At 61.4% G+C, this 23,626-nt stretch carries 22 protein-coding genes and 1 tRNA gene; 8 read left to right on the forward strand and 15 right to left on the reverse strand.

Annotation, left to right across the window (positions count from 1 at the left end; genetic code table 11):
* Nucleotides 1-125: 125 nt before the first annotated feature.
* Entirely contained in the window at nt 126-1,199 is a 1,074-nt protein-coding gene (locus AB7951_RS15835) for an acyltransferase family protein (RefSeq protein WP_120290228.1), read from the forward strand.
* On the opposite strand, the gene AB7951_RS15840 is transcribed toward AB7951_RS15835, so the two are convergent.
* A complete protein-coding gene (locus AB7951_RS15840; RefSeq protein WP_199712069.1) occupies nt 1,196-2,626 on the reverse strand; it encodes an O-antigen ligase family protein in 1,431 nt (476 codons plus the stop codon). The two genes, AB7951_RS15835 and AB7951_RS15840, sit on opposite strands and share 4 nt — an antisense overlap.
* Before the next feature lie 105 nt (nt 2,627-2,731).
* Here AB7951_RS15840 and AB7951_RS15845 point away from each other — a divergent pair.
* Nucleotides 2,732-2,808: transfer RNA gene (locus AB7951_RS15845), tRNA-Arg, on the forward strand.
* Between the two features lie 46 nt (nt 2,809-2,854).
* Here the strand turns inward: AB7951_RS15845 and AB7951_RS15850 are convergent.
* Nucleotides 2,855-3,778 (reverse strand): hypothetical protein, encoded by a 924-nt coding sequence (locus AB7951_RS15850; protein ID WP_120290230.1) that lies wholly within the window; start codon nt 3,776-3,778, stop codon nt 2,855-2,857.
* Between the two features lie 275 nt (nt 3,779-4,053).
* Between AB7951_RS15850 and AB7951_RS15855 the strand changes: the two genes are divergently transcribed.
* From AB7951_RS15855 to AB7951_RS15865, 3 genes are all read left to right on the forward strand, one after another.
* On the forward strand, nt 4,054-4,365 hold the full coding sequence (locus AB7951_RS15855; protein WP_175365533.1) for a PilZ domain-containing protein: 312 nt from the start codon (nt 4,054-4,056) through the stop codon (nt 4,363-4,365).
* 205 nt (nt 4,366-4,570) lie between these two features.
* Nucleotides 4,571-4,741, forward strand: a complete 171-nt coding sequence (locus AB7951_RS15860; RefSeq protein ID WP_210269013.1) for a hypothetical protein — start codon at nt 4,571-4,573, stop codon at nt 4,739-4,741.
* Nucleotides 4,742-4,845: 104 nt separating this feature from the next.
* Complete coding sequence (locus AB7951_RS15865) at nt 4,846-5,124, forward strand: hypothetical protein (RefSeq protein ID WP_175365532.1); 279 nt, start codon at nt 4,846-4,848, stop codon at nt 5,122-5,124.
* Here AB7951_RS15865 and AB7951_RS15870 read toward each other — a convergent pair.
* Nucleotides 5,093-5,332, reverse strand: a complete 240-nt coding sequence (locus tag AB7951_RS15870; protein WP_093758827.1) for a hypothetical protein — start codon at nt 5,330-5,332, stop codon at nt 5,093-5,095. The two genes, AB7951_RS15865 and AB7951_RS15870, sit on opposite strands and share 32 nt — an antisense overlap.
* 497 nt (nt 5,333-5,829) lie before the next feature.
* On the opposite strand from AB7951_RS15870, the gene AB7951_RS15875 reads away from it, so the two are divergent.
* Entirely contained in the window at nt 5,830-7,029 is a 1,200-nt protein-coding gene (locus tag AB7951_RS15875) for an MFS transporter (RefSeq protein ID WP_199712070.1), read from the forward strand.
* A 4-nt stretch (nt 7,030-7,033) separates the two neighbouring features.
* Here AB7951_RS15875 and AB7951_RS15880 read toward each other — a convergent pair whose 3' ends face one another.
* Nucleotides 7,034-7,486, reverse strand: a complete 453-nt coding sequence (locus tag AB7951_RS15880) for a hypothetical protein (RefSeq protein ID WP_089267260.1) — start codon at nt 7,484-7,486, stop codon at nt 7,034-7,036.
* Nucleotides 7,487-7,888: 402 nt separating this feature from the next.
* On the opposite strand from AB7951_RS15880, the gene AB7951_RS15885 reads away from it, so the two are divergent.
* A complete protein-coding gene (locus AB7951_RS15885) occupies nt 7,889-8,248 on the forward strand; it encodes a GrlR family regulatory protein (protein ID WP_089267259.1) in 360 nt (119 codons plus the stop codon).
* 9 nt (nt 8,249-8,257) lie between these two features.
* Here AB7951_RS15885 and AB7951_RS15890 read toward each other — a convergent pair whose 3' ends face one another.
* The gene (locus tag AB7951_RS15890) at nt 8,258-10,939 is read right to left on the reverse strand and encodes a PAS domain S-box protein (RefSeq protein WP_120290234.1); all 2,682 of its coding nucleotides are present in this window, start codon (nt 10,937-10,939) and stop codon (nt 8,258-8,260) included.
* Between the two features lie 102 nt (nt 10,940-11,041).
* Nucleotides 11,042-13,102 (reverse strand): PQQ-dependent dehydrogenase, methanol/ethanol family, encoded by a 2,061-nt coding sequence (locus AB7951_RS15895; protein WP_246297257.1) that lies wholly within the window; start codon nt 13,100-13,102, stop codon nt 11,042-11,044.
* 363 nt (nt 13,103-13,465) lie between these two features.
* Here AB7951_RS15895 and AB7951_RS15900 point away from each other — a divergent pair, with 363 nt between their 5' ends.
* Complete coding sequence (locus AB7951_RS15900; RefSeq protein ID WP_120290238.1) at nt 13,466-15,034, forward strand: long-chain-fatty-acid--CoA ligase; 1,569 nt, start codon at nt 13,466-13,468, stop codon at nt 15,032-15,034.
* Between the two features lie 9 nt (nt 15,035-15,043).
* Here AB7951_RS15900 and AB7951_RS15905 read toward each other — a convergent pair whose 3' ends face one another.
* The 9 genes from AB7951_RS15905 to AB7951_RS15945 form a co-directional block, all read right to left on the reverse strand.
* On the reverse strand, nt 15,044-15,844 hold the full coding sequence (locus AB7951_RS15905) for an NUDIX hydrolase (protein ID WP_120290240.1): 801 nt from the start codon (nt 15,842-15,844) through the stop codon (nt 15,044-15,046).
* A 161-nt stretch (nt 15,845-16,005) separates the two neighbouring features.
* Nucleotides 16,006-16,962, reverse strand: a complete 957-nt coding sequence (locus tag AB7951_RS15910; protein ID WP_089267331.1) for a dihydrodipicolinate synthase family protein — start codon at nt 16,960-16,962, stop codon at nt 16,006-16,008.
* 68 nt (nt 16,963-17,030) lie between these two features.
* On the reverse strand, nt 17,031-17,495 hold the full coding sequence (locus AB7951_RS15915; RefSeq protein WP_439067357.1) for a GNAT family N-acetyltransferase: 465 nt from the start codon (nt 17,493-17,495) through the stop codon (nt 17,031-17,033).
* A 4-nt stretch (nt 17,496-17,499) separates the two neighbouring features.
* Nucleotides 17,500-18,378 carry an SDR family oxidoreductase gene (locus AB7951_RS15920; RefSeq protein ID WP_120290244.1) on the reverse strand — a complete coding sequence of 293 codons (879 nt, stop codon included), beginning with the start codon at nt 18,376-18,378 and terminating at the stop codon, nt 17,500-17,502.
* Nucleotides 18,379-18,520: 142 nt separating this feature from the next.
* Nucleotides 18,521-19,381, reverse strand: coding sequence for a MaoC/PaaZ C-terminal domain-containing protein (locus AB7951_RS15925; protein ID WP_120290246.1), 861 nt, complete (start codon nt 19,379-19,381; stop codon nt 18,521-18,523).
* 141 nt (nt 19,382-19,522) lie between these two features.
* Complete coding sequence (locus AB7951_RS15930; protein WP_089267252.1) at nt 19,523-19,912, reverse strand: Zn-ribbon domain-containing OB-fold protein; 390 nt, start codon at nt 19,910-19,912, stop codon at nt 19,523-19,525.
* Nucleotides 19,912-21,060: a thiolase domain-containing protein gene (locus tag AB7951_RS15935; protein ID WP_068730675.1), complete on the reverse strand. Its 1,149-nt coding sequence runs from the start codon at nt 21,058-21,060 to the stop codon at nt 19,912-19,914. Before AB7951_RS15935 ends, AB7951_RS15930 begins: the two co-directional genes overlap by 1 nt.
* Nucleotides 21,061-22,099: 1,039 nt before the next feature.
* On the reverse strand, nt 22,100-22,537 hold the full coding sequence (locus tag AB7951_RS15940; RefSeq protein WP_089267250.1) for a DUF1489 family protein: 438 nt from the start codon (nt 22,535-22,537) through the stop codon (nt 22,100-22,102).
* Nucleotides 22,538-22,587: 50 nt separating this feature from the next.
* On the reverse strand, nt 22,588-23,541 hold the full coding sequence (locus AB7951_RS15945; protein ID WP_120290248.1) for a hypothetical protein: 954 nt from the start codon (nt 23,539-23,541) through the stop codon (nt 22,588-22,590).
* Nucleotides 23,542-23,626: the final 85 nt, after the last annotated feature.

The raw sequence follows: 23,626 nt of genomic DNA on the forward strand, positions 1-23,626 counted from the left end.
GTTTTCCAGAAAAGCACCTATGAACGCCCGACCGCCATTTCATGGATCGGCGTTAACGATGGTGTACGGCTCTCGGCGTATGTTGTCTTGCTGATCCAGATATTCAGAACCAGCGATGTCCTACGATGCAACTATCGCCAGCCGAAGATGCAGAAGCACCAAGATCGCAGACCGATCGCACGCGTCAGGTCTGGATTGATTTTGCACGCGGTATAGGCGTCATTCTCGTGGTCTATGGCCACGTACTCGGCGGCCTGATACCGCCACATCTGTTTCCTGACGGGCCGCTCGCGCAGTGGATGAGCTATACGCTCTACACGTTCCACATGCCGCTGTTCTTCTTTCTCGCGGGCCTGAACGTACAGCATAGCCTTACACGCGGCACTCGAGCATTCCTCAGCAGTAAGGCGTGGACGATCGCCTATCCCTATGTGCTTTGGTCGCTGATCCAGGGCAGCGTGATCATGCTGATATCACGCAATGCGAATATTCCGATCACCACCAGCGATCTCGCGGCGATCTGGTATCGGCCGATGGCGCAATTCTGGTTTCTATATGCCCTGATGATCTGCCACGTACTGGCGGTGCTCATTCCCAATCGCATCATCATGATTGTCTTCTCACTCGCTGGCCTGATCGTATTCATGTTGTTGCCGATCCGGCCAGATCTTGCGCTCACGATGCATCACCTGCCGTTTTATGTCGCAGGTCTCTATGCAACACGCATCGTGATGGCGTGGCAGCCTCATGGGCGAACGGGCTGGACCATGTTGACCGTGATCGCCGCCGCTTTCGCTGCTGCGGTCACCGTTGGAGGACAGCTCTCCGGCTTCGACGCAAATGGCATAGCATCGCTTCCGGCATGTATTCTCGGCATCACCAGCGTGGTGCTGCTTTGCAAATTGCTGAACGAGACACGGCACCGCTGGCTGGCGCTGGTCGGCGTGATGTCCATGACGATCTATGTGCTGCACATCATGGCGGGATCCGGCACGCGGATCATCATGCAGATGCTGCACATGCCGCCAATGCCGTGGGTCTATCTCCTCGCAGGCACCGCGGCCGGTGTGATCTTGCCCATGGTAACCCATGTCGTGTTACAGCGGCTGAACCTGCTGGCACCACTCGGGCTTGCGCCACTGCCGAGGCGCAAACCTGCACCCGCGCCGTTTGTCAGCCAGGCGGCCCGACCGGACTAAACTCTGCCGGTCCGCGCCTGCTCCAGGGGCATCGCAGCATCCTCGGCAGATCTGACAGTCTGGTCGTGCGGACAGGCCATCGCGAAGATCATCCAGAACAGAGCAGATATCTCACCCGACGAGATACTGGTCAGAGGCAAGTGAATCAGGATACCGCCGAGCGACAGAGCGCCGAGCACCACGCCTTCTTTGGTCGGCATCCGCCATGCCGCAGACGTGCTCCAGACCCCGACCCAGATATAGGCTGCCAAACAGAGCAGTCCAACGGGAATGCCGAGCGTGAGCCAGCTGGCAATGATCTGGCCATCGACCGGCATGGTGCCCGCGACACCGATATCGGTGAAGCTGAAACCAGATCCCACCACCATGCTGTCAGGTGTATTCCACAGCGTCACGAATTCTTCGAGACGCTCGTTGCCGCTGCCATCCTCGGAACCGCTGCCGAGCGACTGCAGCCGCTCGGTGATCACATCGCCGAAGGGCGTGAACAGGACCGCCGCCATGGCTGCGCCGACGATGCCAAGTCCGGTCGCAAGCGCCCGCCGCCGTGTGGATTGAAACACCATGCAGAACACCACGGCCAGCGCGAGTGCGATCCAGCCGGTCCGATACAGCGACAGCAACAGGCCCAGTGCAGCGGGCGCCAGGGCAATCAGCGACTGCCATCCCGGTCTCAGGAAGCCCAGCAACAGCAGTCCCGTTGCGGTGAAGGTCGCGTAAGTGGCGGGCCCGTTCATCGTGCTGAAGACGCGCACCATATAGGGTAGCGGATATCCTGCAGACAGGATCGAGGCGTAGTTCATCCAGAACCGATCCCAACTCGGCGGATCGACATATTGCCATATGCCGTAGAGACCCGTCAGCGGCAGCACCACCAGAAAGATGCGCGCCATGGCATTGACGAGTTCGCCATCAGACTTTGCGCGCTGCTGCAAAGCGATACCGTAAAGCACGGGCGCCGCCCACTTCAACGCACCTGTCGCAGCGCTCATCCAGTCATTCTGAAAAACCGACAGCATGGCACCGTAAGCGATGCAGGCCAGCACGATAGCCGGCGCGATCAGCCAGGGATCGCGCAACTGCTCGCGGGACGACAGCAATGTCCACAGGCTCGGTAACGGCGTCAGGATGAACAACAGCGGCCCGATCAGCATGATGCTGGCCGCGTCGTAGCCGACCGACACATCGACCACGCGCCGCACGAATGGTGCGAAGGCAAACAGCAGGATGGCCGACTGGATATGGGCCGCGGTGCTGCGTTGCCAGGCCAGCCAGCCAGCAGCGGCGCAGCCGACCACGAAGAGCGGACGCGACAATCCGCCCAGCGCGGGACCGACCACTAAGGTCACGATCAGAAGCAGCGCAGTCGGTAGCCACCCGGACAGGACGAAATCCACCGGACCGGATTTGAGTCGGCCTTGATTCATAAAGGCAGACTATAGCGAGCAGCCTCCCCGACGTTAGGCAAAACCGCTGCGCTCCCCCATCGCGGGGCTAGCTTTTGCGACTTTCGCCGCTATGGTGCCGCCGTCGCACTCGTAGCTCAGCTGGATAGAGCATCGGATTTCGATTCCGAGGGTCGGGCGTTCGAATCGCTCCGAGTGCACCATGACAGGTGCCCTTAAACGCCTGTGTCCATTCGGCTTTTCCAGAGACTAGGCGCTCGCTTCGCGCTCGATCATCCGCAACCGCACGAATGCCGCCCAAGCCTGGGGGAACTCGGCACTCTTGGCATCGATGGCCATCAGAGCCCGAAGGGCCTCTCGAAGTTCGTCCAGCGAAGGCCGCTGAGATGAGGTTCCTGCTTTGGACTTTACCCAGAGATCTTCAACCGATTTTGCCAGCACCAACGCCTCGGCATTCGTTCGTTTCTGGGCAGGCTTCGCCAATACGTGGTCCGGCGGAAAGACTGGCCAGACGGTCGGCGGCTTGTCAGAACGCCAGTCGGCTTCGGGGCCGGGCGTGGTTTTGAATGTCTGGTTTCCCGATTGCTGCCCGCCCGAGCCGGGTTGGCCTGCCAGACGGCCGAGTTGTTGCTCGGCCGTCCCGGCCGGTCCACTGCCCGCGGGCGATAGTTGCGATGCCATATCCGTAAGCACTGACGGATCGGCTGTCGGCAGCGTCTTTTGAACCAGCTTGATCGCCTGGAGCGCACTGGGTGATATGCCGATCTTCTGTTGAGCCAGCTTCTCTTCTTCTTCAGAGACCGGACAAGCCTTGTACGCATCGTGCCGTTGCGCGATCTCTCCATCGTCGTCGATACGCGCAAAGTCGATGGCGACCGTGTAAACGAAAGCTCGATGCCCAGTGTAAGCTCCCGATTTGTCCTTGGCGTTCACGCTGCCGCAAACATATTTCCTGTTATCGACCTGGACCGACCGCAAGCCATCGAATTGCGCAGATGACGGATTGAGCAAGAGTCGCGTGACTGCAGCACGCGCCTTCGAGTTATTGGTTGTCAGGATGGCATCCAGCGCATAGTCGGGCCGAATGAAGGACGGCTGATAATAGAACACGGATGCGGCCGCAAAAAACGCTGCACCCACGCCGGCAGATATCAGGGCAGCTGGCGTGTTCATGCAGTAACGTGCTCCGCCGAGGCCCTTCAACAAGCCATGGATTCCACTTTACATTGCACCAGCTTGTAACCATTCCGTTAACGCGCACCTCCACAACCGCCGCGTCTGAAACCCGTCGTTGCGGTTGCACGATTCAACCGAATAAGGCTGTGCGCCGCGGCGCTCTTTAAAAACAACATCTTGATGGCGTGCTGAACCGCAAAGCCTGCGGTCAGCGGCATTTACCAGCCGTTACCACCATCCAATTTAAAATCCCCGGCGCCAAGGAAGCGTCGATGACCCCTGAAAAACAAAATGCTGGCCGCGTCGCGTTCGAGCGCGGTTTCCCTGTCTGGCTCATGGCCATTGACGGCACATGGCGCCGCAGTTGCCGCATCATGGACGTGTCCGAGACGGGCGCACGCCTTATCGTCGAGAGTTCGATCGAGGGCATCAATCTCAAGGAATTCTTCTTGCTGCTGTCGTCCACAGGGCTGGCGTTCCGTCGCTGCGAGCTGGCCTGGGTCAATGGCGAGGAAATCGGCGCGACATTTCTGCGACAGGGCGCCAAGAAGAAAGCCGCTCGGCCGGCTGACACCGAATCCTGACCTCCCTGCGACCGTTTCCGGAACCTGGCACCGACACGCAGCGGCTGACGCCCTCCACGGATCTGCCCAACTTTGCGGCAGGAACATTCGCGCGCCCGAACTCTTGTTGTCCCGTTGACAGTTGGGTGCGTTTATCCGTTTGAACCCCGGAGCCGCCGTGAAGAACTTTTCCCATGCCGCGTTTCCGCCAGATACGATCTCAGTGATGAAACAGGCGCTGGACGGAGCCGTTTCAACGCTGCCGCATCCCGTCAACTCCGCTCACGTGCAATCCATCGCCGAAAGCATCCTGCGCACCACAAGCGAGGGTGAACGCGATCCCACGATGCTCCAGACCATGGCGCTGCTGGAATTGCGGATTACCCAGCGGGACTGACGGCCGACCGATCATCACGACCTCGTGGATAACGAAAGTGGGGCTTGCTGCAGCGCAACCAGATGCCATATTCCGCGTTATCGCCTCATCACGGAGGTTGCCGCATGCCCTACGCGCTGTTTTCAAATTCGGTCAAAGTCAGCAAGGCCTTCCCCAACAAATCCGATGTCTGGCGGCATGCCGTCGAGAGTGGCTTGGTGATGGAAGTCGGCTTGGGCGAGGAAGATCCGCCGCGTCGTCTTCTCGATATCGGCTATGCGATCCACGCATGTGCCGCCGATCCAGTCGAGAAATCGGCCGCTACAGGCACGAGCGAGCACGACATCAGCCAGATGATTGCCGCCTGTCAGCTCAATCAGCGGTCCGCAGCCGCCGCATCGTAAATTCAATGTCGCCGTCTGGCAGCTCGCGCCAGCGCTCAACTTCGCTCATGTAGGCTTGCTTCGGGAACCGATCCAGAAACGCCCGCGCCGTCTTGCGGGCGTTTTCGCGTGGCTGTGTGAAGCTCTCGCGCACATAGCCGTCATCAATGGCACGCCGCTGCTGGCGCGCGGCCATTCTCTCCGCCAGATCGCGCGGTGTTCCCGGCATTGCTGCTACTCCGGACACAAGCAACGTCTGATAGATTGTCACGGATGACCGGCAGATCAAGCGTCATGTTTCACGGCGCGACAGGTTTGCGCTCAGAAGAAAGGGCGCACCGATCACTCGGCGCGCCCCTTCCCTGTTCTCGCTGAACCAGGCGCCGAGACGCCCTTCCGAAGCTCAAAGAGTGAGCCTAGCGGGCGGCCTCAGCGAGGTGACAGCGCTTGGAATTAGACACTGGACCACCTCCTTTCATTGTTCGTGACAGCCTGAGTATAGGAAAGATTCGCGCCGTGTTAAGGGGCGCGATCCAGACGAGCCATGCAATCTCGCACAGGGCGCGCGAGCCAGCCGCCGTTGTGAAGGCTTGGCCATGCATGCATCATCTTTCTCTGCTGTTGCTCCGCGCATCACCTGAGCAAGCATTGGACAGCGGTAAAATCAATCAAGGACGGAAGCGACCATTGGGCTTGCCCCACCTTGTCCATTAGGTCTCTTCCCCGATGTCCAGCAATCTCGACGCCCGGCCGAAAGGCGTGATGACGCGTCGCGCTGCCATTATTTTTCAGATCGCAACGCTCGGCACTGTCGCCATGTTCGCCAGCGCACCGACACCACTCTACCGGATCTATCAGGACCACTGGCACCTCTCGCCGGTCATGGTCACGACGGTGTTCTCCGCCTATGCGCTCAGTCTGCTGGTTGCGCTGCTGACGGTCGGGGGATTGTCGGATTATATCGGTCGCCGGCCCGTGATGTTCTCGGCGCTGATCCTGAATGTCCTGGCGCTGCTGGTTTTCATTACGGCAGATTCCGTCGTGGCACTGATCACCGCCCGCACCATTCAGGGATTTGCAACCGGCATTGCCTTCGGCACCATCGGTGCTGCCATGCTCGATCTGAACCGCGCGCACGGATCGCTGATGAACAGCCTGACGCCCGTAACGGGCACAGGGATCGGCGCGTTGCTATCAGGCGTGCTCGTCAGCTACGCGCCAATGCCGACCCAACTGGTCTATCTGCTGCTCCTCGCAGTAACGCTCATACAAGCCATTCTGCTGTGGTGGATGCCGGAAACGGTTGCGCGTCGTCCCGGCGCATGGGCGTCGCTCCGACCGATCGTGACCGTACCGCCTCACGTGCGACAACCCTTGACCCTAGTCTCGCCGGGCAACGTTGCCGTCTGGGCGTTGGGCGGGTTCTACTTGTCGCTGATGCCCTCGCTGCTCCGGCTCATCACCGGATCGAATTCGCCTCTCCTTGGTGGAATCGCCGTGACGGCGCTGACCTTGAGCGGTGCCGCCTCGATGCTGGTGGCGCGCAAATGGCCTGGCACCACCATTCTGATCCGCAGCATGGTGTGTCTTATTCTCGGCGTGGTGATCACGCTGGGCGGGGTCTACACACAGAGCATCCCGCAACTATTGGTCGGCACCGTCATTGCCGGTTTCGGCTTCGGCGCCGGATTCTTCGGTAGCATCCGGACCGTTGTGCTGCTTGTCCCCGCGCATGAACGCGCTGGATTGCTCTCCGTAATTTTCATCATCTGCTATCTCGCCTTCAGCCTGCCGACTATCGTCGCAGGCTTGGCGATCCCGACGCTCGGCCTGCCGCTGACGCTCGATATCTATGGCGCCGCGGTCATTGTCCTCGCGGCGATCTCGCTGATCGCCGCGCTCGCATCGGTCCGCCGGGCGTTGTGACCAGCTACGTCATGCTACCTGGCATGAAACAACGGATCACTGTGCCGGACGAACCCTGTATCGGCCACACCATGGTGCGACCGACGCGGTTCGGCACCGTGATGACAGCTTCGTCAGGTACGTCGAGCCACATCCCGTCGATCCGCACCTTGTAGTGTCCACTGTTGGATTCCCAATCCACATCGCTGACGGCGCTGCCGTCTGCATCGGAACAACACGGACCCTTGCCGCTGCGCAAACTATCGAACCAGGCTTTCAGATCGGGGCTGGTATTGGCGAATTGTCCGCGATCGCGCGCAGCGACCGATTGCATCAGCGGCACTGATAACAGAACCGCAATACACAAGGTCGGCGCTCCCAGCTTCAGCCAGCCTGCACGACGCCGGACGCGTCGATCGTGAGAGATAGTAGTTGGCGAACACGGCGCGTCGGCGCCGGAAGTCATCCAGTCGCTCATTTGCTTGCTCCAGCCCCCGGCCGGCACAATGATGTTCAGGTTTGTCGCGGGCAAAGTACCCGCCTCTTCCGTAGTCACTCACGCAAAGCGCATCATACGACTATCGAAGAACGGCTGCGCTTCAACTTCGCGACAGACGCCCAATCAAACGATAGGCGATTCTCCATTAGCACCGGCAGGCTCTCTTCGCACTGCAGCGAATTTGTGGTGATAACTTCAATGGCAGAGGTATTTAAGAACGCCCTCGTCGCGAAGTGCCAAGGCGGCAAGCGAGCGCACCTGCGTCACTCGGTCTTTCGCTCGTGCACCAACAGCGCCCGCGAATGCGTTGACGTTGGTATACGGTCTTTGCAATACTTCTGATTGCGCAACCAAGGGACGGGTTCGCGCCATCGGGCTATTATGAAGAATGGACTCTACTCGATCCATGTCGAGCTTCTCGACGGGCGTTCAGGCAAGGGCAGCGGTGTTGTAACCTTTCGCGAAGGCGAACTGCTCGGCGGCGACGCGTACCTGTTCTACGTCGGTACCTATGTTCTCAACAAGGAAGCCGGCACCTTCAAGGGCGAGGTTTCCGTCATGCAGCACACGCCCAGCCCTGACATGAGTCCACTGTTCGGTGGCCAGAGCCAACCGGTCGGTATCGGTCTGTCGGGTACTTTCACGGATACGTCGGCGACGATGAACGGCACAGCGCTCGTCGGCAAGCACAGCCAGATATTCCGCGCGACACTGCGCAAGCTTGCGGAATTTCAGCAGTAGCAGCGTCCGCTATTCCGCAGCCATCTCCAACGGCGCGACGCGCGGCAGGATGATCTGGATGCGCGTTCCCTGCCCCGGATCGGACTGCAGATGCAGACGACCACCGAGGCGGCTGGTGACGATACTGTAGACGATGTGCAGGCCCAGGCCTGTGCCACCCTGATCCCGGCGCGTCGTGAAGAACGGGTCGAAAGCACGCCGCCGGACCTCAGGGCTCATGCCGACGCCGTTATCCGCGAAAAGAATTTCCACATGATCGTTGCCGGCTTCCTGCACCTTGATCTCGACCGAGCCACCATTGCCATCGGGAAATGCATGAGCGACGGAATTGAGGAACAGATTGGTCAGCACCTGACCATACGGACCCGGATAGCTGTTCATCGTCAGTCCTGGCTTGCAGTCGACCGAAAGCGCCAGCTTCTGTTTTCGTAATCCCGGCTTCAAACTCATCACCACCTGCTCGGTGAGATCGGCGAGATCAAAGACGCGCTGGTCGGAATAATTGCGGTCGGCGGAAACCTGCTTGAACGACTGGATCAACTCAGCCGCGCGATTGAGATTGGCGACCAATTGTGCCGCCGCATCGCGGTTGGATTCGATGAATTCGGTCAGGGTCGAGCGACGCAGCTCGCCGCGCGCAACCTCTTCGCCGAACAGCGCGATCTTGCGTTCCAGCGACGACGCCACGGTCAGGCTGATGCCGACGGGATTATTGACCTCATGGGCCACACCGGCAACCAGCCGCCCAAGCGCCGCGAGCTTCTCCGCCTCGATCAGCGAATTCTGCGTCTCACGCAGATTGCGTAGCGCCGTTTCGGCGGCGTCCTTGGCCTTGAGCATCTCCTGCTCGCTGCGCTTGCGCTGGCCGATATCGAGCGCCACGGTCACGATGTTCTGGATATCACCATCGGTCGTCAGCAAAGGCAGCTTGTTGACCAGCCACTGCCGCATCACACCGGCAGCGTCCTTGTACTCTTCCTCGTAGAAACCGAGGCCCTTCCTGGTCGCCAGCACCATCTTGTCAGGCGAGTCGGTCTTTGACGCGCCAAAGCGCATCATCAACTCGCCAGTGGTTTTCCCAATCGCCTCACCGGGCTCGATGCCGAAAATCCCCGCCATATACCGGTTCATCAAGACGTATCGCAGATCGGTGTCTTTTACGTTGATGACGGCAGGAACGGTATCGATGACCTGCTGCAGCAACCTGCGACCTTCCCTGATCGCGGCTTCGGCATGTTTCTGGTTGGTGATGTCGCGGACTGTTCCCTCATAGCGCACAACCTCGCCATTCTCGTCGCGGACCGCCGTGGCGCTGTCGGACAGCCAGAGGACCGTGTCGTGCCGTTGACGGACCTGATACTCGAATTCGCGCACCATTCCGTCGCTTGCCATGCGCTGCTGATACTCGGCGCGCGCCGCCGGATCGACATAGATGTTGCGCGAGATATCCAGCGTGGCGCGGATCAGGTCTTCCGGTGAATCATACCCCATCATCCGCGCCAGTGCCGGATTGGCATTGAGCAGCGCACCTGCCGGCGTCGTCACATAGATGCCGTCGACGGATCCTTCAAACAGCTTGCGATAACTCTCTTCCGCCAGCCTCTGCTCGGCCAACGCATGCAAGGCCGCCTCGCGCGCGGCATCGGCATCGACCAGCGTCTTGCGGAACACCTCCGCGGCGCGCGCGATGTCACCGATTTCATTCTCCAGATCCATGGCTGGGATCGGCGTGTGCTTGGCGCCACCAGCTAGCGCACGGATCGACTTGGCAATCGCCTTCAGCGGCTTCACGATCCGCCGCACCACGAACAGTGCCGCCAACAGCCCGACCAGAACGCCCGCCGTGCCAAGGATGATGCTTTGCCATCTTGCCTCGGTCAGCGTGCGCGCGAACTCGCGCGACAGCACCCGGCCACGACGGGCGCTAAGCTCCCGCAACAATTCGGTCACCCGGCCGATCAATCGGCCTTCGGCGCCAAGCACATCCCTGTCGAGATCGCCGATCTCGCTCTCGGTTTCCGAGATCGAAATGATTGCATCGGTGTAGGCATCGGCGGCCGCACGAAGTGCGGGCGTGCTGATCGGCAGCGCACGCATGCGCTGTGCGGCCTGCTCGGCTCCGATCGGATCGCGTGCCAGCAAAGCCGCCGCGATCTCGTTCTGCGCCCGGAACATGGCCTTGGCGGCATTTGAATTCGTCACATCCGGAACGGCGTTCTCGAATTGCTCGCGGAGCGGCGGGAGCGTCGCCAGCATAGCGGAGCGACGTGCAATCAGCGATGAGACGCGCTCAATCCCTTCGCGGTACTTGGTCAACCGCGCGTCGACACCGTCGATCATGTCGCGCTGCTCGGGCGCAAGCTCGATCCGGGTCTTCTTCAGGAGATCGCCCAGCGCCGTGGCAGCCTGCGAGACCTTTTCCGGCTGTGCGTCGGGATCGGTGACGAAATCGCGTGCTGCCAGCCGCAGGCTGATCAGGCGGCGGTCGATGTTTTCGGCCAGATCGCCGACGCTCTGCAGCCGCTCAAGCTCGGCGAAGGTATTGTCAATATGACGGATCGCGACCACGCTGGCGATGCTCGTGATCAGGATCACCGTCAGCACCAGCAGGAACCCGCTGAAGGTCAGCTGGCCGATCGAGAGCGAGGACGATCGGACCCGCTGAAAGAATGCCGTAATGGCAGAGGACATGGTTGTGGGACCGGACTTCAGAGCGTCCCAATATATCCTGACTTCAGGCGCGGGGGGAACATGCTGGACGGCCCGATCGGGCCGAACCGTCCAGCATGGTGTTTATTTCGGCCGTATCGCGTCGGCTGTACCCTGGATGAAGGCCTGGATCTTAACCACATCCGCTTCCGTGAGCTTGCCGGTAAAATCCGGCATCCCCTTGTCCTTGAATGGCCCGTTGAACACGATGTCCTTCAGGTTGGTGATGGTCTCGGTGGAGACATAGCCCAGGTTGGGCACATTGCCGCCCTTGTCCACGCCGGGCACGCCGTGGCAGGTCGCACAGGCATTAACGTAGATCGAAGTCCCCTCCGGCACGTGAGCGGGATCGTATTTGACCCCGGTCAGCAGATTGCCGATCTGGTACTTGGTAAAGGCTGGCAACGGCGCCTTGCCGCCAATGGCAAAGGTGTAGACCGTGCCGGGCGCCTCACGATCGGTGGCGCGCTGGGTGATCCCGAACACGCCGCCCCACCCGACCGCCACCGAGACGTATTGCACGCCATCGACCATATAGGTCGCAGGTGCGGCCACCACGCCGGTGCCGACCGGCGTCTCCCAAAGCTTCTCACCTGTCTTGGCGTTGTAGGCGATGAACCGGCCGTCCGCGGTCCCTTGGAACACGAGATTGCCGGCCGTCGTGAGCGTACCGCCATTCCAGGGCGCAATGTATTCAGCGCGCCATGCTTCTTTCTGCTTCACCGGATCCCACGCAATCAGGCGACCGAATGGCGGGTTCTTCGGCGGCTCGGCATTGAGCGAGAAGCCGACATTCCAGCCCGTGGTACCGCCGAACTTGTTCGAGCCCGGCGCATTCTGCACCAGCGTTTTCTCGCCAGTGAGGTTCAGAGGCACCCCCTGCGCCGGCAGATAGACCAGCCCGGTTTGCGGATTGAACGACATCGGATGCCAGTTATGGGCACCGAACGGTCCGGGAATGCTGTCGAAGGATTTGTCCGGCGAGCGGGCTTCCGGCACCTCGATCGGACGACCACTGGCGTCGTAGCCGGTGGCCCAGTTTACATCGACAAAGTTCTTGGCAGAGATGAACTTGCCGTTGGTGCGGTCGATGACGAAGAAGAAGCCATTCTTCGGCGCGTGCAGCACCACCTTGCGCGGTGCGCCGTCGATGGTGAGATCGGCCAGGATCATCGGCTGCGTCGAGGTATAGTCCCAGTTGTCGCCGGGCGTTTCCTGATAGTGCCAGAGATATTTCCCGGTATCGGCATTCAGCGCGACGATCGAGCCGAGATAGAGATTATCGCCGCCTCCCGGACTGCGCAGATTGCGATTCCACGGCGAGCCGTTGCCGGTGCCGATATAGACCATGTTCAGGTCGGGATCGAAGGTGATCGTATCCCAGGCCGAGCCGCCGCCGCCATTGACCCAGTATTTGCCGGCCGGATCCCAGGTCTTCGCAGCGGCAGCCATCGAGTCGTCCTCGAACGGCTTGGCCGGATCGCCGGGCACCGTGAACCAGCGCCATGCCTGATTGCCGGTCTCAGCGTCATAGGCCGTAACGTAACCGCGCACGCCATATTCGGCGCCACCATTGCCGATGACGACCTTGCCGTTGAACACGCGCGGCGCGCCGGTGATCGTATAGGACATCTTGCGGTCGATGACGGTGTCCTTCTCCCAGACCTTCGTGCCGGTCGCGGCATCCAGTGCGACCAGCCGGCCGTCATAAGCCCCCACGAACACCTTGCCCTTGTAGAGCGCGACGCCGCGATTCACGACATCGCAGCAGCCACGATAGCCCTTCTCGCGATCTACGCCGGGATCGAATGTCCATAGCCGCTTGCCGGTCCGGGTATCGACGGCATGCACCACGCTCCATGGCGCCGACACATACATGATGCCGTCCACCACAAGCGGCGTCGCTTCGACGCCGCGGATGGATTCCAGATTGTACGTCCACATCAGGCCGATATCTTTGACATTCTCGGCCGTGATCTGATTGAGCTTGCTGAAGCGCGTCTCGGCATAATCAAGGCCGTAAGTCGGCCAGTCCTTGGACGTCGCCGTATTGGCTGTGATCGCGGCACTATCGATTGCCGATGTAACCGCCTTTATGTGATCCGGTGTGCCCTTGGTCTGTGCGTTGGCGGCACCGCCCAACAACGTCGCGCCGAGCGCTACTGCGATGGATGTTCGGAGCCAACGGTGCAGTATTCTATGTGAGTTGAGTGTCCCGTTGAAAAATGGACGCAAGGGCGCGCCCCGACGAGCAAGCTGTCTCATGCATTTCACTCCCAATGGCCTCTGGCGGGCCTGTCGCGATGTTACGCGCAGGAGTTGAATCGTCAACAGATGAGAACAGTTCCAGATTTTTCTCTGACGCGTTTTGCATCGCAAAGATCGCGGAGATCTTTTGAACCATCTGGTGAGATATAAGCGATCAACCGCGCTTGCCCGCCCCTCACCCATCGTTATGATCGCTCGACAGAGATGCGCACAGCATCCGCAGTATCGAGGGGAAACGCCATGAACATCACGCAGGGCCTGCGCCGTGCGCTGCAAACCAGCCCGCAGACAATAGCTACTATCGACGGCGATCGCCGCCGGACATGGCGCGAGGTTGGAGACCGCGTCGCGCGGCTCGCCGGTGCGCTGCAAAAGCTTGGCGTCAAGCATGGCGACCGCGTGGCGGTGCTGATGCTGAACTCTGACCGCTATCTCGAACTCTATCTGGGTATCGCCTGGGCCGGCGCTGTGATCGTGCCGACCAATGTGCGCTGGAGTCAGGCCGAAATTCTCGACTCCCTGCTTGACTGCCGCGCCAGCGCGCTGGTCGTCGACAGTGCCTTCGCCGCCATGGGCGTCGAACTCGCCAAGGCCATGCCGCTCACGCTGGTCTATGCGGACGACGAAAGGGGTCCCGCGGAAGCGCATAATTACGATGAACTCGTCAAGTCGACCGAGCCGGTGCCGGATGCGATGCGGACACGCGAGGATCTCGCAGGTATCTTTTACACCGGCGGAACGACAGGCCGCTCCAAGGGCGTGATGCTGAGCCACGGCAATATCATGAGCAACTCGCTGCACATGATGAGCGAAGGCCTGCTGCCTTACGGCTCGGTCTATCTCAACGCCGCACCGATGTTTCACGTCGCCAATGGCGGCGTGATGTTCACCTCGCTGGCCTCTGGCGGCACCAATGTCATCGTCCGGATGTTCAATCCGGAACTGGTGATGCAGACCATCGCCCGCGAGAAAGTATCGGCGACGTTGATCGTCCCGACCATGATCCAGATGCTGGTCGATCACCCCGCATTCCAGACTGCCGATCTTTCATCTCTGAAGCTCATGATGTATGGCGCCTCACCAATCAACGAAGCGCTCTTGAAGCGCGCGATGGCCGGAATGCCCGATACCGAATTCCATCAGCTCTACGGCATGACCGAACTGTCGCCGCTGGCGACGCACCTGCCGTGGGATCAACATTTCGGCGAGGAAGCCACCGCCAAGAACCGTCAACGCGCCTGTGGCCGCGCGGCGATCGGCTGCGAGGCGCGTATCGTCGACGCCAATCGCAAGCCTGTGCCGAATGGTGAAGTCGGCGAGGTCGCGGTCCGCGGCCAGAACGTCATGATGGGCTATTGGGAGCGACTGGAGGAAACCGCCAAGGCCGTGATCGATGGCTGGATGCATACAGGCGACGGCGGCTACATGGACGATGAAGGCTACATCTATCTCGTCGACCGGATGAAGGACATGATCATCTCAGGCGGCGAGAACGTCTACTCCACCGAGGTCGAGAATGTCGTCGCACAACACCCGGCCGTGGCGCAATGCGCCGTGATCGGCATTCCCGATTCGCAATGGGGCGAGACCGTACACGCCTTCGTCATTCCGAAACCCGGTGCGAGTGTCAATGCCGGCGAGATCATCGCTTTCTGCAAGGAGAAGATCGCCGGCTACAAGTGCCCACGCAGCGTGGACGTCCGCAGCGAGCCCTTCCCGCTGTCGGGTGCCGGCAAGGTGCTGAAGCGCGAGTTGCGGCGGCCATTCTGGGAGAATGCCGCAGCGGCGCCGCAAGCCAGGGCGGGATAGGCCCGAACTCTACGGCGCACCGGTGAGCTCGAACACCTCGCCGTCATAGCCGGCCTCGATCGGAATCCGCAACTGGCGCTTGTCGCCATCGCGCGTGACGATGGGTGTGACGCTGACGATCGTACTGCGGCTCGCGTCGTCGAGTGCCCCCGCGACGCTGGGCTGCTTGCCGAGCTTGATCAGATTCCGCGTGGTCGGGAACGGCAGCGTGAAACGGCCCGATGCGCCGCCTTCCAGCGCTTCGCGTGGCGACAGCCAGATCGAATCCGTGGACTCCTTGCCGTCATGCATACCGACCTGTTCAGGCGGCGCCTCGGCGAGAAAGAACCAGGTGTCGAATCGCTTCTTCATGCCCTCCGGTGTGATCCAGTGCGCATAGGGCACGAGCAGATCGAGCGCGAGCTCCAGATCGTTCTCGGCAATGATATCGGCGAATTTGACCTTGCCCTCATTCAACGCATCGCGATGCTGATCGGCGATGGTGCTCGCCTTCGTCGCAGCGATCAGGTCGTTAGAGCCGCGCGGTCGCGCCAGCAGGATGCGGCTTTCCTCGAAAGTCTCGCGGATCGCGGCGATCTTGAAAGCCAGCGCATCGGGATCGAGGCCGTCACCGCCGCTATATAGGTTCGGCTGCGTACCGATCTCGCGATCTCCGGCATCGACGCTGCCGCCCGGAAACACCAGCGCACCGGATGCGAATTCGATCTGATAGTGCCGCACCATCATGAAGACGTCGATGGCGTCGGTTGCACCCTTGCGCAGCAGGAGGATGGTGGAAGCAGGACGCACAACGCCGGGCTCGCTTGGCATTCAGTTTCTCCCTGATCGGCATTCTTTGATGCCTGTTGTGCCGGCGATCGCCGACCTCTCGTTTGTCATGCCCGGACTTGATCCGGGCATCCATCTTTTACTTGGCAACCCTGAAGATGGATGGCCGGGTCAAGCCCGGCCATGACACTTCTGGGGAATTATTAACCCGCAGCGCTCGACTGCGGTGCGATGTTCGCGCGCTTATCATAGCGAGCCACGCGCGACAGGAGATAATCGACCTCCGCCTTCGCCTGCGCCGTGATCGCCACACCCGGCTTGCGCTGCGCGCTTGATGCAATAACGCCGCGCTTCTGCAGTACATATTTCCGGACCGCGAGGCCGATCCCGAGCTGCTGCTCGTAGCGGATCAGCGGCAGATGAGCATCGAACAGATCATGTGCCTTGTCGCGCTCGCCCTTCTTCTGAAGATTGACGACGTCGATCAACAGCTCAGGGAAGGCATAACCCGTCATCGCGCCATCGGCGCCGCGCTCCATTTCGAAATCCAGGAACACGCCGCCATTGCCGGTGAGGATCGAGGTTTCGCGCAAGCTGCCGTCCTTCTGGAAGTTGCGCAGCGCGGTGATCTTCTCCAGGCCCGGCCAGTCCTCGTGCTTCAGCATCACGCAGGACTTGGAGTCCATGATGATCTTGCGGATCACCGCGGGGGTCATGACCACGGTGAGGGTCAGCGGATAATCCTGCAGCACCCACGGCACGTCATCGCCAATGGCATCCACCGCCTGCTTGAAATAGTTGGTGATCTGATCGTCGGTGCGCAGATGCGGCGGCGGGGCGATCATGACGCCGGCAGCCCCCGCATCCATCGACTTCAGCGCCAGCGAGCGCATGGCAGCGAAACCGGGCGCGGAAACGCCAACGATGATCTGCATCTTGTCGCCAGCACGCTTGATGAAGCGGGTTGCCACGGCCTCGGACTCGGCCCCCTCCAGCTTCGGCGCCTCGCCCATGATGCCGAGCACGGTTACGCCGTTGCAGCCGACCTCCGCATAGAAATCCGTCAGGCCGTCGATTGATTTGTCGTCGATGCGGCCGTCGTCGAGGAACGGGGTCGGTGCGATGGCGAAGGTGCCTGCGGCTTTGGCGGTCAGTTTCATGGTTACTCTCTGGATATTGGCGCTTGGAACGACATTCTGGTCGGACACTATCATCCATCGACAAGGCTTCAAAGTGCGAGAGACAGCTTCGGAATGCATCGCCCCGGTATCGAGCCGGACGCGACCGTTCCCGCATCCACCGCACCCTCACGGCGGTAAAACCCGGCTGCGCCCGGATCAGCCTCAATGATCATGACCACGGCACCCACTTGGCGCGCTGCTGCCTTTGCCCAGTCCAGCAGGATGCGCCCTGCTCCCGATCGCAGTTGATCCGGCTCGACGAACAGTCTGTCGAGTTGGGCGACTTCGCCCGCGATCCCGACCTGAACCATGCCGATCACGCGTCCGTCGCGGACGGCGACCTGAAGTAGCGAGCTGCCAAAAGTCTCAGGCGTCAGCGTGAGTTCATCACGGCACGCCGCCATGAAGGCAGCGTCATAGCCCCAGACGGCCTTGGAGCGCAGGCAGAGTTCGGTCAGCGCTGCGGCCTCGTCGGGATGCGCGCCGCGAAGCGTGAGCATCCCTGAGGTCATGGACCTAGAACCGCCGCGCGCCGTGTTTGGTGTCTTCCTCCGAGAAGAATATCTCGCCGGCATGGGTCACCACGTCCTGCGCGCTCCAGCCGTCATGGGGCGGCTTCCAGCCTTCCATTTCCATCATCTTCATCTCGCGAACGCCGCGCGGGCCGGACACGCCGAGAACCTTGCCGGTCTGGCTGCCTGAGAGATCACTGACCATGTAGAGCACCGCCGGCGCGATACCGTCCGGACCCAGGGCCGCGCCGGGATTTTCGATATAGCGCGGCAGGTCCGCGGTCATGCGGGTCAGCGCGCCCGGCGCCAGCGTCCAGACGCGGATATTGTATTTGCGGCCCTCGATGGCCAGCACATTGGACAGGCCCCAGATGCCGCCTTTGGCCGCGCCGTAATTGCTTTGGCCGAAGTTGCCGATCAGGCCGGAAGTCGAGGACGTGTTGACGATGACGCCGCCGCCATTTTCTTTCATCCATTTGAAGGCCGGCTGGGTGACGCAGAACGTGCCTTTGAGATGCACCTTCATGACCTTGTCCCACGCCGCCTCAGACGCCTTGGCGAAGGTCTGGTCGAGCAGGATGCCGGCATTGTTGACGAGGATGTCGACCTTGCCGAAGGCCTTGATGGCGGCGTCGAACACCGACTGGCCGCCGGCCATGGTCGAAATGTCGGAACCGTTGGCGACGGCCTTGCCGCCTTCCTTCTTGATGGCATCGACGACCTGCTGCGCCATCGAGAGGTCGGAGCCGGAGCCGTCGCGCGGGCCACCGAGATCGTTGACCACGACGGATGCGCCTTCGCGTGCGAACAGCTTTGCGTAGGCTTCACCGAGGCCGCCACCGGCGCCTGTGATGATGGCAACCTTGCCGTCGAGAAGACCCATGACGTTCTCCCTGTATTTTTATGATTTTGTTTTTTGTTTTGCTCCGTCATGGCCGGGCTTGACCCGGCCATCCACGTCTTACGTTTTGACCAAGACGTCATGCCCGGCACAAGGCCGGGCATGACGTCGAGAGGATTGAGTCCTACGCCAGCACGGTCTTGCCGCTCTTGATCACGGTGACGCCGCGTTCTTTCACTTTCGCCTCGAACGACACCACGTTGCCGTCCTTCCACATCTCCATGGTGACAGTCTCGCCCGGATAAACCGGCGACGAGAAGCGCACTGCGTGCTGCTTGAAGGCCGATGGATCGTAGTCGGCATAGGTCTGCAACACGCCGCGGCAGGTGATGCCGTAGGTGCACATGCCATGCAGGATCGGACGCGGGAAGCCGGCGCGCTTGGCGAATTCGGGGTCCGAATGCAGCGGGTTGCGGTCGCCGCAGAGGCGATAGATCAGCGCCTGATCGGGCCGCGTGGTGATATCGACGGTTTTGTCCGGCGCGCGCTTCGGCATCGCATGCGGCTCGGGCTGGCCCTCGGACTTGCCGCCGAAGCCGCCATCGCCGCGGGCGAAACGTGAGGCTACCAAAGTCGCCAGCGCTTCACCGGCTTCATCGCGCAGGATTGTCTGATGCAGGATCACCGCCCCCTTGTCGGAGCCCTTGTCGAACACGCCGAGCACGCTGCTATCGGCGGTGATCTTCGCAGCCACCGGCAGCGGCTTGTGGAAGGTGATGTCGCGCTCGCCATCGACGACGAGCAGCTTGTTGAGACCCATCTCGCCCGGGCCCGAGCCCCATGCGGCAACCGATGCATAGGTCGGCACGACTTTCAGCGGACGCGGCGTATAGGTGCCTTCATTGACGAAGGCCAATTCCTTCTCGTCCATCGGATCGGCGCCCATGCCGATGCCATAGGCGTAGAGCATCACTTCGCGATCGGTCCAGGCATACTTCTGGCCGATATTCTTCATCGCCATCAGGGCTTCGTAGTTGATGGGCATTTGAGTTCGCTCCCGATTTTCTTGCTTGTTGGGTTTGTCCCGAACTGTCATCGCCCGGCTTGACCGGGCGATCCAGTACACACAGGCCTTTCGGCGTTTACTGGATCACCCGCTTTCGCGATGACAGCCTGTGTGTGTTGCTTACGCCGGCGTGAAGAACGGCAGCGGTGCGCCGTCGGTGGGCTTCCACACGAGTTTCACCTTCTGGCCGATCTTCAGACTGCCCGGATCGCAGTCGACGATGTTGGTCTGCACCGAGGGGCCTTCCTTCAGCGTCACATAGGCGATCACGTAGGGACCGGTCGCCGATTTGCGCATGTGGCTGTAAGTGTAGATTTCGCCCTCGCCCGACGACTGTTCCCATTCGGTCTTGTCGGAGAAGCAGAACGGGCAGATCGCGCGCGGGAAGAAATGCGCTTCGCCGCAGGTCGTGCAGCGCTTGATCATGAACTTGCCGTCCTTGGCCGCATCCCAGAACGGCTGCGATTCAGGATTGCCGGCGGGCGTCGGATACTTCTTGGCTTCAGTCATTACACGCGCTCCAGAATAGCGGTCGATGCGGCGTGGCGTACGCCGAGCAGGCCTCCGGTGCCATGGGCAATCGCGAGATCGCAATTCGGCACCTGCACCTTGGGATGGGCTTCACCGCGCAGCTGGCGCACGGCCTCTAAGATCTTGGTCATGCCGCCGCGATTGACGGGATGGTTGCTGCAGAGGCCGCCGCCATCGGTGTTGAACGGCAGCTTGCCGACGCCCGAGATCAGGTTGCCGTCGGAGACGAACTTGCCGCCGTCGCCCTTCTTGCAGAAGCCGAGGTCTTCAAGCTGCATCAGCACGGTGATGGTGAAGCTGTCGTAGATCGACGCATACTTCATGTCCTGCGGCGTCACGCCCGCTTCCTCGAAAGCACGCGGACCGGACCACACACCGGCCGAGTAAGTGAGGTCGAGATCCTTGCCGCCGCGCGGACCCTTCATGGCTTCGCCATGGCCGATCAGGCGCACCAGCGGCTTCTTCAGGCTCTTGGCGATTTCCGGCGTGGTCACGATCATCGCACCGCCACCGTCACTGACGACGCAGCAATCCATGCGATGCAGCGGATCGGAAATCATCGGCGAGTTCAGCACGTCCTCGACGGTAACAACGTCCTTGAGCATCGCATGCGGGTTGTACTGCGCGTGATGCGAGGCCGCGACCTTGATCCAGGCGAGCTGTTCGCTGGTCGTCCCGTAGTCGTGCATATGACGCATGGCACACATGCCATAGGCATTGTGCGTGGTCGCACCGTAAGCGGTCTCAAAATCGGCTTCGGCGCCCTGCAGACGCGGCGGCATCACGCCGGTGCGCGGCTTGCCGGCCAGTGTGACGAGTGCGATCGAGCACTTGCCGGCGGCAATCGCCTGCGCGGCATGGCCGAGATGAATGATGTAGGAGCAGCCGCCGGTCTCGGTGGAGTCGACGTGACGCGGCTTGAGGCCGAGATAGTCGACCATCGGCCACAGGCCCCCCTGCGCATCGCCTGCGCAGAAATAGCCATCGACATCCTTGTGCGTCAGGCCTGCATCCTCGAGCGCGCCCTTGGCGACTTCGGCATGTAACTGCGCAATGGATTTGTCCGGCGCATGCCGGGTCGGGTGTTCGTAGATGCCGGCGATATATGCCTTGCCCTTGATGCTCAAACGTCTCTCCGATTGGTGTTTCGTCCCAGTTCAGTTTTTTGTGACCTTTCACGGCAGCCTTGGCAAGCGACAACATTTCACGCTGCGGACGTGAATTTCACAGAGCGGAATGGATGCAACACAGCCGGGAGCTTTTTCGCCAGTGATTTAGCTCTTTACCAATCTGGTCAGCGAGCTCTCACAAAAGCGGAGGTCAGGATTTCCGGAAGTGGTGGGCTGGACGGTGCCGACGACAGCGCGCGTTACGCGCAGGCCGCGACGTTCGATGCGGATTCAACTGTCAAACAGCCACAGCCCTTCAGACATGCGTCATCGCCCCCATTTTTTGCGGCGCGGGGGCGCCGTCGTCGCTTGCATTCCCGCCCCCTTGTGAGAGGGCGTGCGGAACGCCAGGTGCCCGTTGCACCCGTGGGCCTGATGCGAATGCGGTCTTCCGCAATCTAGAGTGCATCAGGACTTTCGGAGGCGCCGAGCGATTGCCCAGCGTTCCGCCTGCGGTGTTTTTTCGGTTGCTTGCACTTTGCCTCGACGAACGCTCCGATCGCGAATTAAAGTCCCAAGGCGATGGGAAGGGAGCCTCAAGCGAGTAAGCCGAACGCGTTTTGACTTGGTCGTCCGTCACACTGTCCAGGATTCTTTCCATCCGAAGGTCGGCCGTCTCCTGCCAGTGGCAGTGCTGGCGCAGATCCGTCCTGCCCGAAGACAGACGTCCCCCCCAAACCGCGTGACGCCGCATCTCCGGCGTCCACCGCATCCCACCCCGCGAACGTGACGATCGCGATCGCCCCTCTCGGTGGGGCAGGACATAGCGGAATATAAACCTTATGGGGATGTTGTCAATCGGAAGATAGGAAAATATGTTTGGGTGGCCCACGCTGTCATTCCGAGGCGTGGCCGGCACTTGCCGGACGCGAACCCGGAATCTCGACCTGTTCAGCGCAAAACACTCCGGGATTCCGGGTTCGCGCTTCGGCGGCATTGCCGCCTTCGCGCGCCCCGGAATGACGGGTATGGGGTGGAATGACGAGCGAGCCCTGCCCTACAGCAGCCCCAGTTCCCGCAGCTCGCGCCGCATCGGCTCCGGCATTGCCTCGATACTCGCGGCAGCCTTGCCGAGATCCGGCGGGGCGTCCTTGTCGGTGAGGTAGCGCCAGCCCTGGAACGGGCGCAGCGGACGCGGCGCGACGGTGACGGGTTTCGGCTGCATCACTAGGCGACAGCGGTTGATGCCGTCGCTATCGCGGAACGGTTCGATAGCGAGAATTTTCTCACGCAGCGCGATCTCACCCTTGATCACCCAGTAGAGCGAACCGCCGTCGAGCAGTTCGACATCGCGTTTCGGCACCATGCGGGTGATGTGGATGTGATGCTGAGGTGCGCCGCGCGCTTTTGCTGCGCGCATCCGTTCGGCGAGATAGCTCTTGAAATCCGCGATGGATTCGCAGCCAACGGCGAGCTTGATGAGATGCAGGGGCATGGGTCAGAAATCGGCAGTGCGACGCGGTTTTACAAGGCGTTATCCACCGCTCAGTTATCGGCCGGCGGAGCCTCCGGTGCAAGCTGCACGGGCGCTGGGGCGGCAGGCGCCTGTGGACGAGCGGCGGTCTTCGGTGCGGGCTGCTTCTTCGCGGCCGCAGGTGGCGGCGTTGCCGTCGCGGCGCGCGGTGCCGGCGCCTGCGCATTGGCGGCCGCCGGTGGCTTCACGGGTGTTTCGGTCATGATCGAGATCGGCGGGATCGAGGATGATGACGGGAAATCGGCCGTGGTCGGCTTTCCGGTCGGAACCGACGCCGGCAATCCAGCCAGCGCGCCCGTCGCAGCGGCCGCAGCCGCAGGCGGCGCGTTCCAGCCGGGCGCATAGCGTGTCACGAGGCCCTCATAGGTGCGCTCTTCCATATTCGCGGCAATCCGCTTGTGATCGGTCAGCGCGGCATAGGCAGCGCAGCTCTCCGGCATGCAGCGATCGCGCGATTGCAGCACATAGGCGATCAGGCCGTAGCGATCGCGCTCGATCGCGCGGCGCAGCCCCGCCAGTTCAGACGTCATGGATTTATTCGCTGCCGCGACATCGCTATACGACGTCAAACGATTGATCTGCGCAGCCGAGGCCGATACGGCAGCCGCCACCGAATCCGCCGAGCCGAACAGCACCTTCTCGCAGCCCGCGAGCACCATATCGCCGGCGAGATCGTCGAGGCAGGACAGCGCCGGCAGCGAGGCATTCACCTGAGGCACTGCAACGGCGGCGTGCGATGCGTCCTGCCCTGCGCTTTCGGATTTGCGCAGCGTCGCCGCAGCAGCAACGCCGATCGCCAGCAGCGTGATCACGGTCAGCGCGCCATTGGCGACAGACTTCTCGGCGCGCAGCAGCGTTGCCAGCACGATCAGGGCGAAGAAGATGGAGGCAGCCAGCGCGAGCCACATCGGAAGCGTCGGCGCGCGCCAGATTTGATCGAGCGAATTCGCCCATACCCCGTTCATCGAGTCGTCCCCGCATGTGTGGAAGCCATTTTTCCAAAGAAAGCCCTGCTTCCGAAGAAAATGCTTCCAAAGAAAGTCCGGCTGC

This window comes from Tardiphaga sp. 285_C5_N1_2 (assembly GCF_052076065.1).
GTDB lineage: Bacteria > Pseudomonadota > Alphaproteobacteria > Rhizobiales > Xanthobacteraceae > Tardiphaga > Tardiphaga robiniae.

Bases quoted from the DNA above. Each gene is read 5' to 3' on its own strand.
- AB7951_RS15835 (WP_120290228.1), top strand. From the start codon at position 126: ATGCAACTATCGCCAGCCGAAGATGCAGAAGCACCAAGATCGCAGACC.
- AB7951_RS15840 (WP_199712069.1), bottom strand. From the start codon at position 2,626: ATGAATCAAGGCCGACTCAAATCCGGTCCGGTGGATTTCGTCCTGTCC.
- AB7951_RS15850 (WP_120290230.1), bottom strand. From the start codon at position 3,778: ATGAACACGCCAGCTGCCCTGATATCTGCCGGCGTGGGTGCAGCGTTT.
- AB7951_RS15855 (WP_175365533.1), top strand. From the start codon at position 4,054: ATGACCCCTGAAAAACAAAATGCTGGCCGCGTCGCGTTCGAGCGCGGT.
- AB7951_RS15860 (WP_210269013.1), top strand. From the start codon at position 4,571: ATGAAACAGGCGCTGGACGGAGCCGTTTCAACGCTGCCGCATCCCGTC.
- AB7951_RS15865 (WP_175365532.1), top strand. From the start codon at position 4,846: ATGCCCTACGCGCTGTTTTCAAATTCGGTCAAAGTCAGCAAGGCCTTC.
- AB7951_RS15870 (WP_093758827.1), bottom strand. From the start codon at position 5,332: ATGCCGGGAACACCGCGCGATCTGGCGGAGAGAATGGCCGCGCGCCAG.
- AB7951_RS15875 (WP_199712070.1), top strand. From the start codon at position 5,830: ATGTCCAGCAATCTCGACGCCCGGCCGAAAGGCGTGATGACGCGTCGC.
- AB7951_RS15880 (WP_089267260.1), bottom strand. From the start codon at position 7,486: ATGAGCGACTGGATGACTTCCGGCGCCGACGCGCCGTGTTCGCCAACT.
- AB7951_RS15885 (WP_089267259.1), top strand. From the start codon at position 7,889: ATGAAGAATGGACTCTACTCGATCCATGTCGAGCTTCTCGACGGGCGT.
- AB7951_RS15890 (WP_120290234.1), bottom strand. From the start codon at position 10,939: ATGTCCTCTGCCATTACGGCATTCTTTCAGCGGGTCCGATCGTCCTCG.
- AB7951_RS15900 (WP_120290238.1), top strand. From the start codon at position 13,466: ATGAACATCACGCAGGGCCTGCGCCGTGCGCTGCAAACCAGCCCGCAG.
- AB7951_RS15905 (WP_120290240.1), bottom strand. From the start codon at position 15,844: ATGCCAAGCGAGCCCGGCGTTGTGCGTCCTGCTTCCACCATCCTCCTG.
- AB7951_RS15910 (WP_089267331.1), bottom strand. From the start codon at position 16,962: ATGAAACTGACCGCCAAAGCCGCAGGCACCTTCGCCATCGCACCGACC.
- AB7951_RS15915 (WP_439067357.1), bottom strand. From the start codon at position 17,495: ATGACCTCAGGGATGCTCACGCTTCGCGGCGCGCATCCCGACGAGGCC.
- AB7951_RS15920 (WP_120290244.1), bottom strand. From the start codon at position 18,378: ATGGGTCTTCTCGACGGCAAGGTTGCCATCATCACAGGCGCCGGTGGC.
- AB7951_RS15925 (WP_120290246.1), bottom strand. From the start codon at position 19,381: ATGCCCATCAACTACGAAGCCCTGATGGCGATGAAGAATATCGGCCAG.
- AB7951_RS15930 (WP_089267252.1), bottom strand. From the start codon at position 19,912: ATGACTGAAGCCAAGAAGTATCCGACGCCCGCCGGCAATCCTGAATCG.
- AB7951_RS15940 (WP_089267250.1), bottom strand. From the start codon at position 22,537: ATGCCCCTGCATCTCATCAAGCTCGCCGTTGGCTGCGAATCCATCGCG.
- AB7951_RS15945 (WP_120290248.1), bottom strand. From the start codon at position 23,541: ATGAACGGGGTATGGGCGAATTCGCTCGATCAAATCTGGCGCGCGCCG.